The organism is Komagataeibacter swingsii, assembly GCF_003207895.1.
In the GTDB taxonomy this organism is placed as follows: domain Bacteria; phylum Pseudomonadota; class Alphaproteobacteria; order Acetobacterales; family Acetobacteraceae; genus Komagataeibacter; species Komagataeibacter swingsii.
Genome location: NZ_NKUB01000046.1, coordinates 1 through 13,079, shown reverse-complemented (window position 1 = coordinate 13,079; position 13,079 = coordinate 1). Strand labels below are relative to the sequence as shown.

The 13,079-nt window shown below is 55.4% G+C and carries 9 protein-coding genes, 1 tRNA gene and 2 pseudogenes; 8 read left to right on the top strand and 4 right to left on the bottom strand.

Going from position 1 to position 13,079, the window contains the following annotated elements; translation table 11 throughout:
* The first annotated feature begins 22 nt into the window (after positions 1-22).
* Positions 23-99: transfer RNA gene (locus CFR76_RS16360), tRNA-Met, on the top strand.
* On the opposite strand, the gene CFR76_RS16355 is transcribed toward CFR76_RS16360, so the two are convergent.
* Both CFR76_RS16355 and CFR76_RS16350 read right to left on the bottom strand, forming a co-directional pair.
* Positions 56-1,744: a recombinase family protein gene (locus CFR76_RS16355; RefSeq protein WP_110557886.1), complete on the bottom strand. Its 1,689-nt coding sequence runs from the start codon at positions 1,742-1,744 to the stop codon at positions 56-58. The two genes, CFR76_RS16360 and CFR76_RS16355, sit on opposite strands and share 44 nt — an antisense overlap.
* A gap of 95 nt (positions 1,745-1,839) precedes the next feature.
* Positions 1,840-2,037, bottom strand: a complete 198-nt coding sequence (locus tag CFR76_RS16350) for a hypothetical protein (RefSeq protein ID WP_110557884.1) — start codon at positions 2,035-2,037, stop codon at positions 1,840-1,842.
* A gap of 320 nt (positions 2,038-2,357) precedes the next feature.
* Here CFR76_RS16350 and CFR76_RS16345 point away from each other — a divergent pair.
* The 3 genes and pseudogenes from CFR76_RS16345 to CFR76_RS16335 form a co-directional block, all read left to right on the top strand.
* A pseudogene (locus tag CFR76_RS16345) lies at positions 2,358-2,966 on the top strand (transposase); the annotation flags it as partial.
* Positions 2,967-3,366: 400 nt separating this feature from the next.
* Positions 3,367-3,651: a hypothetical protein gene (locus tag CFR76_RS16340; protein ID WP_110557883.1), complete on the top strand. Its 285-nt coding sequence runs from the start codon at positions 3,367-3,369 to the stop codon at positions 3,649-3,651.
* The gene (locus tag CFR76_RS16335) at positions 3,648-4,556 is read left to right on the top strand and encodes a TIR domain-containing protein (RefSeq protein ID WP_110557882.1); all 909 of its coding nucleotides are present in this window, start codon (positions 3,648-3,650) and stop codon (positions 4,554-4,556) included. The genes CFR76_RS16340 and CFR76_RS16335 overlap by 4 nt, the downstream gene beginning before the upstream one ends.
* Before the next feature lie 193 nt (positions 4,557-4,749).
* Here CFR76_RS16335 and CFR76_RS16330 read toward each other — a convergent pair.
* Positions 4,750-5,043, bottom strand: a pseudogene (locus CFR76_RS16330) (DNA methyltransferase); the annotation flags it as partial.
* Between the two features lie 283 nt (positions 5,044-5,326).
* On the opposite strand from CFR76_RS16330, the gene CFR76_RS16325 reads away from it, so the two are divergent.
* The gene (locus tag CFR76_RS16325; protein WP_110557881.1) at positions 5,327-6,766 is read left to right on the top strand and encodes a DUF6880 family protein; all 1,440 of its coding nucleotides are present in this window, start codon (positions 5,327-5,329) and stop codon (positions 6,764-6,766) included.
* 771 nt (positions 6,767-7,537) lie between these two features.
* Here CFR76_RS16325 and CFR76_RS17870 read toward each other — a convergent pair.
* Positions 7,538-7,852, bottom strand: a complete 315-nt coding sequence (locus CFR76_RS17870) for a hypothetical protein (protein WP_146222716.1) — start codon at positions 7,850-7,852, stop codon at positions 7,538-7,540.
* 112 nt (positions 7,853-7,964) lie between these two features.
* Here CFR76_RS17870 and CFR76_RS16320 point away from each other — a divergent pair, with 112 nt between their 5' ends.
* The 3 genes from CFR76_RS16320 to CFR76_RS16305 all read left to right on the top strand — a co-directional run.
* Positions 7,965-10,865, top strand: coding sequence for an AAA family ATPase (locus CFR76_RS16320; RefSeq protein WP_110557880.1), 2,901 nt, complete (start codon positions 7,965-7,967; stop codon positions 10,863-10,865).
* A complete protein-coding gene (locus tag CFR76_RS16315) occupies positions 10,865-12,502 on the top strand; it encodes a hypothetical protein (protein WP_110557879.1) in 1,638 nt (545 codons plus the stop codon). The genes CFR76_RS16320 and CFR76_RS16315 overlap by 1 nt, the downstream gene beginning before the upstream one ends.
* Before the next feature lie 166 nt (positions 12,503-12,668).
* The coding region (locus tag CFR76_RS16305; RefSeq protein ID WP_146222715.1) for a DUF3363 domain-containing protein at positions 12,669-13,079 on the top strand (411 nt) is incomplete at its 3' end.

Below are 13,079 nucleotides of genomic sequence, written 5' to 3'. Positions count from 1 at the left end.
TCTTCCAGTCACCCCTCACCACCGCGGGGTGGAGCAGCCCGGTAGCTCGTCAGGCTCATAACCTGAAGGCCGCAGGTTCAAATCCTGCCCCCGCAACCACCGATTCCCACATTGATGTTTTCGCAAGTCCTTTCAGGGACTTGCCCCATTTCGTGTCCTTCTGATTCACGAATCTGAGCAACGTCCCCAAATCGCCATACAGCGTTGCGAAGACCTCGCCGCGCTTGTCGCCGGGGGAGAGGACGATCTTCTCGACCAGCGCGCGGACGGCCTCGGATGCTTCGGCCCGATCCTCTGGCTGGTTCAGACTCTCGGTCAGACGCTCTACTTTCTTTTTGAACAGCGCCGCGACATTCGGATGAATATCCAAGGTGTCCTCCAGTTCGGAGGAGAGCAGGGCGTTCAGCTCGACTTCGCGGTCGCGAAGCTCCTGAAGCCGCAGCTTCATCTGAGGATCGTACATCCCGTCTTCAATCGCCCGCATCATGCCGGCAATGCCCTTTTCGACCTTTGCGAGTTCGGCCTTCCAGCCGCCACTGTTGGCGCGGCGCTCATGATTCAGTCGGTTGGTCTCTTCCGTATAGGCTTTCATGGCTGCAGCGGCGGCTTCGGGTGTCATCAGTTTGTGCTTGAGGCCGGCCAGCACGCGCTCTTCAAGGTCGGGGCGCAGGATCGTTGCCTTGTTATGGCAGGAACGGTTAGCGATCCGGTTCGAGCAGGCATAGCGGTCCTTTTCGCGGAGCGAGTAGGTGCCGCCGCAGACGCCGCAGAAAATCATACCCGAGAACAGGGATTTCGGGCGGCGCATGCCGTTCATCCGGTTTGCGGCCGATGTCCTGACCGCCGCGATGACGTTGACGTATTGGGCAGCGATCTTCGCCTGACGGTCGCGAACCGCCTGCCAGAGTGCATCATCGACGATCCGCAGTTCGGGCACTTCGGTGATGATCCATTCAGATTCAGGGTTCAGCCGCGACACCCGCTTACCGGTTGAGGGATCCTTGATGTAGCGGAGCCGGTTCCAGACGAGGCGGCCGATATAGAGTTCGTTGTTGACGATCCCTGTGCCGCGCTGGACATGCCCCCGGATCGTGGTGTCGATCCACAGCTTGCCGTTCGGGCCAGGGATACCTTCATCATTGAGTGCGCGCGCGATTGCACGCGGGCCGATGCCAGCCGCAAAGTCTTTGAAGATGCGCCGGATAATATTGACCTCGTTTGGGTCGATTTCCCGGTCACCCCGGATCGGATCGCCTCGTGCGTCCAGCTTCTTGATCACCTTGTAGCCGTAGCATAGGCCGCCACCGGACTTGCCGTCCTCGACCCGACCGCGCAGGCCCCGATGGGTCTTCTGCGCCAGGTCTTTGAGGAACAGAGCGTTCATCGTGCCCTTGAGGCCGACATGTAGTTCGCTGATCTCGCCTTCGGCCAAGGTAACGATTTTGACCCCTGCAAACTTCAGATGTTTGAACAGGGTGGCGACGTCTGCCTGATCGCGGCTGATGCGGTCCAGCGCTTCGGCCAGCACAACAGTGAATTCGCCGCGCTGCGCGTCCTGCAAAAGGGTCTGGATGCCGGGACGCAGGATCATGCTGGATCCGGAGATGCCCGCGTCCTTATAGGCGCTAGCGACCTTCCATTTTTCTCGTTTGGCGTGCTCGCGGCAGATGCGGAACTGATCTTCGATTGAGGCGGCCCGCTGATTGTCGGAGGAATAGCGGGCATAGAGCGCGACACGGACCATGGCAGAACTCCGGGCATCATCTTCCAAAAAGAGAGGGTGTCAGAGCTTACCTTGCTTCTGCCCGCCGGGTGGTAGTCAATTCGTTGGCGTCGCCATCACGTTTTTCGGGCAGGCGCTGCTGGATGGCGGGTGCGGCGTTGGCGGCGCTTCTGACGCTCATAATCCTCGCGAGCCATTTGGCGACCGATGAGCCGTGCCAGGCGGAGCACGCTCGCATCCGTCACATAAGGTGCGGCTGCCTCGTCGTCGGGAAGAATGATCTTGATCCGCGCCTGCCTGTCTCGTGCGTCCATGACGGTTTCTCCAGACGATACTGGAGCCATTGGACAGGGTCATGCGTCATAAGAAAGAACAAAATCATCCTATGCGGTCATCGGTGGTGTTTGTGTAAGTAATAGGATGGATGAATCAACATCAATGGCTAGGTGTAGTGGCACGTCATGGTCGGCAATGGTTCCAGTTTTAATGGATTCTGCTGCCATAAACGCTCAGATGAAGGCAACACCGGTATGTGCAGCGCGCGACCGCTTTCGCCTAATTCTGTTGAAAAAGTCGCTCTTGAAATAATCATGGCTTCCTGATTCAGTCGTCATCAGTCAAGGAGTGTCGGCAAATGATGGGTGAGCGAACCGGGGTTCAGGAAACCCTGTTTTATGGGTTCAGCTTGGAGCAGCATGTACCAGACAATCACCTGCTTCGATCCATTGACCGGCTGATTGATCTCTCTGGAATTCGAGAACACCTTCGCCCATTTTACAGCACAATGGGACGCCCGTCGATTGATCCGGAACTCCTCATTCGGATGCTGTTGATCGGTTACTGCATGGGCATCCGTTCTGAACGACGCCTGTGCGAAGAAGTGCATCTGAACCTCGCCTATCGATGGTTCTGTCAGTTGGGTCTGGAAGGGGCTGTTCCAGATCACTCTACATTTTCAAAGAACCGACATGGCCGTTTTCGTGAGAGCAACCTTCTGCGCGAAGTGTTCGAGATGACCGTCCGGCACTGTATCGAGACGGGCATGGTCGGTGGGGAAGGTTTTGCCGTCGACGCCAGCCTGATCCAGGCCGATACCAATCGATGGCTGGCTGTTCCGGGAGATGAAGGCCTTCCTCCTGATGCAGCAGGGCATGCCGTAAAGGAATATCTTGCTGTTCTCGACGATGCCGCATTCGGTGCATCGACACCTGTTGTCCCTAAAAGATTATCCTCGCCGCAACCGCCCAGAACCTGCGTAAAATGGCAAAGCTGATGCCAGCCGGCTCCCTCCAGCAGGCCATCTGAAGGAGACAGGCGCATCAAACTTCTCACAAGCCTATATCCGCCCGACACAGCAAGCGACTTTTTCAACAGAATTGCCTCATATGGGACATAAAATCGCCGAATGCCGCCTCTGCATAGCGGACACAGGCAGCGCGATCTCTCGCAACCAAATTTAGGTAGGAAGCAGTCTTTCTCCCCGATCGGGAGCAGCCATATCTGTCGGACTAATGACAGGGCACAGATATCGTGGGATATTATTGAAAGCTGTGTCGTAGGCTGGCGGGCGGTGCAGGATAGCTATGGCACGACATCTACTCCATGCTCATCGCCGGGGCAGGATACCCTTTGGAGGGAAACACATGTTCAAGATCACAGGTCTCGACAAGCTCACCAGGGAGATGGACCAACTCGCCAAGTTCGCCACGGAGGTGGACGGAGAATTGGCGAGCGTATCCTTCGATCCCACCGACCCAGGCAGCATCGAGACGGCTATCAGCGAGATGGAAGCCGCCATCCATCAGAAGGCCGTTTCCTACGAGGGCAACGACATGGTGGTCAACTTGGTGGAGCAGATGAAGGCGAATCTGCGCGAGCAGATCCTCGAGAAGGCCGCAGCCGCTCGTCTGGAGGGCGATACCGAGTGACTCTGAAATCTGCTTTCGCCGAACTGAACAACGCCATACTCGACCTGCAGCAGGCCGACTACAACACCTATGAACGACCTTTGAAGAAGCTGGCTGGGGCTCTGAAAACGGAGGAACTGCGCGCCACCAGCGAGGCACTGAGCACCAAGGTCGACTTCGACGGGTTCCTCGCGGAGAGCGATCAGGGTGGTAGCATGGTAGGCAGCGCGAGCCTCAAGTGGCCCGACGACAAGGAGCAGGAACTCGGCCTCACCATCGCCCTCATTGAGCGCGGCGCCGCCAATCCGGGTTGGTTCATGGACTTTGGCCACCATTGGTTCTACAACGGCAACAAGTTCATCTCCGGCATACATAAGATGACGAAGTCGGTCATCGTGCCGTTCGGTCGGGACTTCAAGACGTTCATCGAGCAATCGGCTCCTGCTATGCAGGATGCTCCATCGACCTCAGTCGACCTTAATAAGATATTCGTGGTCCATGGCCGCGACAACGGCACCAAGGAAACCGTAGCCCGCTTCCTCGAGCAGCAGGGGTTGCAGCCGGTCATCCTGCACGAACAGCCCAGCAGGGGGATGACCATCCCGGAGAAACTCATCGCCAACAGCGACGTCGGTTTCGCAGTGGTCCTCCTGACACCAGACGATGTCGGTAGGGCGAAGACCGACAGCGAGGAGAAGCCGCGCGCCAGGCAGAACGTGATGCTGGAGTTGGGGTACTTCGTCGGCCGCCTCGGGCGGGACAAGGTCTGCGCACTGCTCAAGGATACGGTCGAGCTACCATCGGACTACGTCGGCGTAGTCTACGTCTCCTGGGACGATGCCGGCGCTTGGAAAATGGAGCTCGCCAAGGAGATGCATGCCGCCGGCTACGACGTCGACTTCAACAAGGTCATCAAGGGCCGCTGACTTCGCTGCTCTGCCTGTCGGCTTCGAGAACCGAGCAGACGAGCAGCAGTCGCCTCTTTTCAGACGTTTGACCGAGGCGCCGCTTGTTGGCGCCTTCCGCACGCACCGGGTCGCGGTGCGTCTTTGCCGCCGGTCCGTCGGGACCGGCACGATTTTCTGGCCGTTGGGTAGGGTGACGAAAGAAGGGGGCGGCTTATGCCGCCGCCCTCGCCGTCCCGTGCCAGGCCAGCCGGCGGGTCGCCGTGGCCGCGTGGTCCGGGTCCAGTTCCATCCCCAGCCAGTCGCGGCCAAGATGCTGCGCCGCCACCAGGGACGAACCCGAACCGGCGAACGGGTCCAGAACCAGACCGCCTACCGGGCAGAAGGTTTCCACCAGCGGCAGCAGGGCCGCCACGGACTTTTGCGTCGGGTGCAGCTTGTTTCCCGAATACGGCATGTCGATCACGTCCGGGATGGGCTTCGCGGGCGGCGTCACGTTGCCCTTGCCGATCATGGTCTTTGCCCTTTGTTCCGCGAGGAACAGCCCCCGCTGTTCCTCTGCCTCGCGGCGAGCAGCGGGGTAGCAACGGCAAGGGCGACCGATGAGGAGGGGTATCGCCAGATCTGCACGGAGCGCAGCGCAGGAAGATCGGGGACACCCCATCGGGCGGCGTCAGCGCGCTGACGCGCACCCTTTCCGGCGCGAGGGCGGAGCCATTAGCCCTTTTTCCTCTTTTTCATGGTGACGTCATTTGCTTGCGCCCCTGGGGGCACGGTCATAATCTGTATTCATGGCTCGCACTCCTTCTACAAAAACTGCCACCCGCAAATCCGCCGCATCCGCGAAAGTCGGCACGACCGTCACGAAAGACAATCTGAAAGCCCTTGGTGCGGATCGGCTTGCAGACCTTCTGGTCGAGTTGTCGGAACAGGATGCCGTGCTCACCCGGAAGCTGCGCATGGCGCTGACAGCCACTCATGCGAAAGACAAACTCGGCAAGGAGATCGAAAAGAGGCTGCGAACGATCCAGCGCTCCCGTGGCTTTCTGCCTTGGGACCGGATCAAACCCCTCGCCACGGAACTCGACACGCTGCGACGCTCCATTCTCGATGATGTTGCAACGATGGATGTCGGGCAGGCGATTTCCGCCATGCGTATTCTCGTGGAACTTGCTCCTTCCGTCTATGAGCGCTCTGATGACAGTTCCGGTTATCTGTCAGATGTGTTTCGCGAAGCGGCCACCGACCTTGGCACCCTCTGGGGACGACAGGCTGGCCGGGATCCGGCTCTCACCGTCAGGGATCTGCTCACGCTTCTCGATGCGGATGGGTATGGCACTTGTGACCACCTGCTCGCGTCGTGCGGTGAGGCGCTGGGTACAGCAGGCGCGACCATGCTCAGGGCCACGCTTCTTGCACGACTGCACGACCTCCCCGCCTCAAAGGGGAAGGGAGACTATCGTACCGACATCGCGCGCATGCAGACCCTTGGTCGCCTGAAGGATCTGGCCGACGTGATGGGTGACGTCGATGCCTATATTGAGGCTGTCAACCTGAGTAACCGCCAGTCCGCCTCTATCGGCGATGTTGCACGCCGCCTGCTGGACACGGGGCGCGCCCATGAGGCGCTCGAATGGCTCAACCGGGAGACCGATGAGACTTCCCGGCTCCGCTGGGAAAACGACGATCTTCGGATCGAAGCGTGCGAAGCCGTGGGCGACCGCGACCAGGCCCAGTCCCTGCGATGGAAAGTCTTTCGGGACCGCCTGAGTCTGTCGCACTGGCAGGCATACCAGCGCCATCTCAGCGATTACGATGCGATTGATGCTGAAGAACGAGCACTCAATCACATCCGCAAGTTCCCAGTCAGGGGCGTAGCCCTTTCTACCCTTCTTGAATGGCCAGCGCTCGACGCTGCTGCCCGTCTCGTGCGGGAGCATACGGCAGAACTGGACGGGCGTGATTACGGAACACTGCGTCCGGCGGCGGATCGTCTGTCTGAATCGTATCCCAACGAGGCAACGCTTCTTTATCGCCTACTGGTCGAGGCCGTGCTGGATAAGGCACTTTCCCGCTACTATTCCTATGCCGCGAAGGATCTCGCCTCCTGCCGACTTCTCGCGCTAATGCTGACCACAGCAGATGGAATGGAAACCCACGAAGCTTTTGTGACCCGCCTGAAAGCGCAGCATAAGCGCAAGCTGGGATTCTGGACGCTGGTCGGTGAATAGTTAAAGACCGCAATGGGGGGCAGAACGGAATGTCCGCTACACAATAAACTTTCAATAAATCGGACCAACAAAATCTACATAATATCTGTATGAAAATTATTTCTTTCCGTTAACTAGCAATGTCACCGTTATACCTTTTGTTTGAAACACAGAAGTCTGTTCTGTTTCACTTATGAATGGAGTGTTGCACGGATTGTCTACCCATGCGATCGAAAGTGAATTGCTTGTTGCGTATGCTAATATCTCTTGCACGACCCAATTAAACGCATCAGCAGCAGTTTGAAACGACGTTGATGCTCGGTTCAAAAATCTTGAGGGGTTTGGGGGAAGAGGTGGTAAAATAAGTTCTGCATCAAATGTATTGGCATTATACTCAATTATGGCATCTACAAATGATGAATCACTTAGAAAAAATCTAAAGTCATGTATATATGTCATTTTTCCATAGCTTTGAGATGAGGTGATAATCATCTGTCACTGATTAAGTAATTGCAAGATTACATTTGGCACGCAACCTTAGCGAGAAAAGCTCTTCTACTCCTGTCTGTTTTAGGGGCAACATAAAATCCGTCCGAATGTCCGGGGTGACGGCTGCTGCTGCCCGTCAGCTTGATTTTTTGCGCGGACAGGCAGTTTATGGGGAACTACCTTGAGTCTACATTTTACAGTAAACCCTCGGATAGCGGAGGTCCAGAGGACGCTGCACGGTCTCGAAGTCGACACGATTAAGGAGGCAGGCAAAGATTCAACTCTTAGTGACTTTAAAGCCGCTCAGGGAGTGACATTGACTGTTTTATCACGATCCTCGACGGTCACAATGATGCTGTACAGCCTGTCGTCGGGTATCGGAACCGCAGCCGGGATTTCCTGAACACTCCGATGAAGGTCGTCTTGATTTGCCCTTTCACACAGCAAGATACCGTCACGCCATGGAGTGAACGCGTTTGAACTCAACACAACTTTGCGCCAGGCGGCAAATGCGATTGATACCGTCTGGACCGAGAATACTTTGCCTTCCACCCGATGCAAAGTTGCGTTGGATGCACCGCGCCCAAAACGCTCAGGTAAGCCTTGTGCCATGGTCAAGATTGAGCGACAAGAAATCAAAACTTACACGATGGTCGGAACGTCAGCCCTTTGGCTAGGTTCCAGAAGCTAACTATAATTAAAAATTATATTGATATAAAATGGATGAATTATGAACAAGTCGGTTGAATGCGGAATTCGGTTTTTATTACGGGAAGACGACCGGCCGTTTCTTTCTTCTCGATGTTTCATTGTCGCTGATCCTACTATTCGGGAGCACGACCAGTGGGATCTACTTCTGTCCCCTCCTGCGGAAGAAGGGTGGGTCTTCGAAATTGACGATGTCAAGTCTTGGATGCTTCAGGGTGGCCCTGAGCGGAAAATGTTTTATGACCGGCATGATACCGGCACACCATACCGCATTCTCAATCCTAATGCCGTTTTTTGCGCCTACGTCGCACGGCTATTCGCGGAAATTCCACAAGAATACCGTCGCCTATCCCGATACGCGCTCATGCCGTCTATTTCTGAACCGAGGTCTCGAAAACGTTATAAAGAGGCGCTTGAGGCCGCCATCCCGGATGTAGCGGTCCTTCCAGAACCTGAGATGGTCGCCGAGTACTTCAGGCTTGTCACACGAACTCTCGAACTCGAAAGTGATGTCAATAACGTTGTCCTTATTGTCGATACCGGCGCGTCGACTGCTAATATGACGATCGTAATCAGTCGCCGCGACGGACAAATCGTCGAGAGCGGAGGAAAAGGGGCGCAACGCACGCAGCGCCTCCGAACAATGCGCGGCGACAGTGTTGCCAACGCGGGACGCTGGGTCGATGAGCAACTCGCGAACCTTGTCGGCGCTAGTCTGACCGACCCGGCTTTGATGCGAAAAATCGAGAGCGCCAAGATCTCCGTTAGCCGTGGCACGCTGCAGCAGGTAGAGGTAGCGCTCACGGAGGGAGGGGCTTCAGGTACAATCGATCGGGCTAAACTGGAAATGGTAACAGTCCACCTATGGCACGAATTGCGGCCAGCATTCGAAAGATTATTTGAGCAGCTGTACGCTAGTCAGATTTCAACGTCGGATGCTCGTGAAAAAAGCGCTGATCGTCTTAAAGATAAAAAAGTGAACGGTCCTCGGGATGCCCATCGCCTCATAGACATGATTGTCCTCGCTGGGGGAACAAGCTTGCTTCCGGACTTTGAAGAAGCGATGCTGGCGTCTATTTTCCCTGATGGTTATCGTCCGAAAGTAATTAAGGTAGGAGACACCTTTCCAATCGCCGCCGCAGTCGGCGGGATTGCCCATGTTTTAAACAATGACATCCTGTTGAGACGTGATGGAAAGAATGATGCGTCGTTATCCAGCGGCGATGCACGGCTGGAAACTACTCTTCAGTGTCCTATTGTCATGGCAATTAAGACGGCTCAGACATATGAGGAGAAAATCGTAATTCTGTCTCCAGACGACCCGTTTGTCGATACGGGTGGTACGCGACTGATCTCAGGCTTGCCATCTTTTCAGAAAGGTGAAAAAGCCAAAGCTAGGCTTCTTCTTGACGATAAAAATCCTCCCCGTGGTCGACGACCAAAGGAATTCAGCGTAGCCCGCATCCCGGTGGAAATGAACCTAACTTGGGTCCCTGACAGCTCACGCGCGACAGTCTCCTCTCACGACACCGTCGGATTGGATTTATGGATTAGCGCGGAAAAGACGGAGGTGAAAACAACATCTCAAAAGCAGTCCGGGCATATCCTTCTCGATCTGGGTATGTCTAAAATTGTCGCAGTTTTTGCAGGTCCAGGTGGCGTCTCGCAGCAATACGTCAAAGACGCTCTGCGAGGAACTGAAATGGCCGAGCGTGCCTCAACCGTTTCAACTGAATCCGCCATTGAGCTCCACAGTGAACAAGAGCTGCCACGCGCCACGCAGGACAGCGTCCAATTTGTTAGCTCCACGAATGAACCCGACCAGAGCGATGAATCTCGAGCGTTACCGTCGGTAACCTTCCCTGACGTCGAACGGAAGACGCTCAGTCCAGTTAACTCACAAGCTCTTCCTCGGCCTAACCAGATCAAAACGAATGGGTGGGACACACGTAGCTCAGACTCGGAATTTGTGCAGGTTCTGACACAGATTGGAAAAGTGTTCAGGGAACAGGAACACAGCACGACATTCGCCGACATTGTAGTTGCCTTAATTGGCCTCGCCGTTCGTCCGACTGTAATTCTGGCAGGACCTCCCGGGTGCGGCAAGTCTACCTTAGTTCGACTAATAGCCAGACTTCTTGGAAAGACCCCAGATGATTCCTTTCACGATATCGCTGTCCAGGCCCATTGGACAAACGATGACGCCTTGTTCGGCGACAAAGGCAATCTGTTGAAGCTTCTCCAAAACGACAATCGGGGACACTTAGTGCTCTTTGACGAGTTCAATCTGACACGCCCAGAGTATTACTTATCGCGTCTCTTTCATGCAATCGAGAGTGACACACGGGAAATCTCGGACGGGCGCAGTATTGCATCTTGTCGCGTGATGGGCACCCTCAATATCGATGAATCTTCGCGCGTCCCTTCTCCGAAGATTATCGACCGATGCTTTCTGATAGAGTTGCCGCAAGTCCTGTGGGATGGAGGTGCTTCTGCACCGCTGCCCACACTTGGCGAAGAATACATAATCTCAGGGCTTCCCGAGGTTCCGCGCGTTACCGGGAATATCGATGAGCGCGTGAAGAGCGTCGTAACGGCATTGCGCAAGGCCGTCGACGAAAACGGTCTTCGCCATGATTTCTTGCCCTCTCGCAGGGTGCTGGCAGATATCGAGGCCGTCCTAAGTTTGCATGAGAGTCTCGGTTTGAACAGTGCTGGACTGCTCGAAACCGACGATGTCGTCGATCGTCTCATAGCAAGTCGAATTTTGGTCAAGCTTTCCGGAGCTTTCGAAACGGTCGAGCCTGCTCTTGATGCCATTGAAAAGTCTCTTCGGAACTCAAGCCGCCTACCTATGACTCACCGACGATTGAAATTGGCGCGCCGGCAGGAGCATCTTGGTTTCGTGTCACCGTGGCATTGATGAGCACAGAAATTGTATCCGTGCGCTGGCATGGAACGAATACCCTCACTGACGCCGCCCCCTGGGACCCCCAAAAATGGTATCTTGTTCCTGACGATCATCCATATCTCGATATTCTGACGCGAGGGAACTACGCGCAAATCGCTGGTAAAAATCCAGACAAGAAGCTGCTGACAACTCTCAAAGGTGAAGAAACAGTCGTTCAAGATCAGCCTGCACGATGGCAACGGTGGAGTTTTGAGGCTGACCTTGGGTACAAGCGGCGATTTGGCAGAATAAGCCTGCGCCTTAAGGTTCCCAAAGACTGCATACTGCAGGCCTACGTAATCCCCGCAAAGTTGCTGAATTTTCGGGATATTGAAATAATGATCGGCGACATTCGGGAAATGCTCGGTATCGACGTTTCTTGGGAAAGAGGCCCAGGCGATCGTGGGAAGGCTTGGGCGCGGACTGCTCATGGCACACGTTCGGCTACTTCTCACGATCTGATCGACCATGTTGGGCAGGAGCTTAAGGCAGCCAGATCGATCCGGCGGACACCATTTACCGAATTAACTTCCCCAACAGCGACTCAATTCATGCTTATCGAAAACGCTTTAGTTTCACATTGGGCTATGCGCCGATCAACTATAATTAGCGAGCGCATTAGCAAAATCGGGAACGAGATTGCCGCCTACGAAAACATCAACTCTCGTGGAAGCCCTAACGGACGAAGGGAAAGAACTAATCAAGCAATTGACATGCTGCGTCAGCATGAGAGTGAGTTGAAGAATCTTCGCCTCAGGCTGAGGCATCTGATCGCGCCCCGCGAGCTCAACATCGCGATTTACTCGAGCCCGCTTCTGCAACGTGATTACAGGCTACGTCTGCTCCTGCGCGCCTTTGGTACGACCGGGAGTCAAGCTTACTCTGATACAGAGGCGCAGCTGTCGCATTATCCGCCCGTCGTCCTTAATGATCTATGGGAACTGTGGGGTGCGGTCTGGCTGGTGCGAGAACTGGAGAAACTTGGCTTTTCCGGGACCTGGTCCCATAGGGGCGTCGATACGGTCGTCAGCTGCTGCTGGCGTCTGAATAAAGGGGAGATATCTCTTGATCTCGACTATGAAGCGCGCCCCGCTCTTGTCGATCATGACCGGCTTCCTCCGATTTCGGAGCGGAATGTTCCGACGATGGAGTGGGCTGCTCTCAATCAGCATTTTGACGAGGAATGTCCATACCTTGGATTGGAAGCGCGCTGTTCCCCGGATTATCTGATACGCATCTCATGTCCGGGCCAAAAAATCTTGATCGTTGGAGACGCCTGCCTAGCCAGCCCTGAACATCACGCCAAAGTGATCGAGTGTGTGGACGACAATCTGTCCAACGATGAAATTGCCCCATCCAAGGCTAAGCCTCTAACGGTCGAGCATTATCGCCGTACAATTGCGTGGATCGACCAGCATGAAGTCGTCCGTTGTCATCCTCTCGGAGGTTTTGTCCTCTTCCCACCAACGGCAGAAAAATGGAGTGCCTTCGCCAAATTACCGGGCGCTAGCGATTGCACGCTTCTATGTCCACGCCCTGGTGTGGACCCCGAGGCAAGCGGTCGGCTTAAGCATTTTCTATCGTCGATTGTCCCGGGACTGCTCGATTGAGACAGCATGATGCGCTATTATACCCGAGTAAGGTCATTTGATGAACCAAACGGCTATCGTTCTGAATGCGGCCTAACATATCAATCGACTAAAGGGAGTATGGTTGTCCGCTTTTAGTAAAGTACATGCTGCGGACAGTCGCTGCGACATTCGCTGCGACCGTCTCGTGTTCATTCTCGATAAAATCGTCCATGCACAGAAGAGATATCCGGTCCTATCAGCCTACAAGGCGGCTTCTACCGGATGCTTACAGATCCCCTGCGACTATCTGGAACGGGCTGCGGCGTATGATACGAGCCGCGCGAAACAGATGTCCGTGCGCATCCTGTCCAGTCTCGATCTCGAGGCCCAGATCACAGCGGATGGTGCGACATGGCTGGATCGGGGGCTCGTGTCGCGTGGCAGGTCGAATGTGGTCGATGCCGGGTTCGGTCATGAGGTGACCGAGGCCCGGAAACAGCGTCAGGACGTGCTGATCGTAATCATCCGGCGAGAGACGCGGGCGTATTCAGGCGGCGATGGTATTGTGGACCTGCTGGTGGGCTTTCCAGTGCCAGGGCAGGAGTTCATGGAGGCG

What these genes read in the sequence shown, in the direction of transcription:
- CFR76_RS16355 (WP_110557886.1), bottom strand. Translation starts at nt 1,744, where the DNA reads ATGGTCCGTGTCGCGCTCTATGCCCGCTATTCCTCCGACAATCAGCGG.
- CFR76_RS16350 (WP_110557884.1), bottom strand. Translation starts at nt 2,037, where the DNA reads ATGGACGCACGAGACAGGCAGGCGCGGATCAAGATCATTCTTCCCGAC.
- CFR76_RS16340 (WP_110557883.1), top strand. Translation starts at nt 3,367, where the DNA reads ATGTTCAAGATCACAGGTCTCGACAAGCTCACCAGGGAGATGGACCAA.
- CFR76_RS16325 (WP_110557881.1), top strand. Translation starts at nt 5,327, where the DNA reads ATGGCTCGCACTCCTTCTACAAAAACTGCCACCCGCAAATCCGCCGCA.
- CFR76_RS16320 (WP_110557880.1), top strand. Translation starts at nt 7,965, where the DNA reads ATGAACAAGTCGGTTGAATGCGGAATTCGGTTTTTATTACGGGAAGAC.
- CFR76_RS16315 (WP_110557879.1), top strand. Translation starts at nt 10,865, where the DNA reads ATGAGCACAGAAATTGTATCCGTGCGCTGGCATGGAACGAATACCCTC.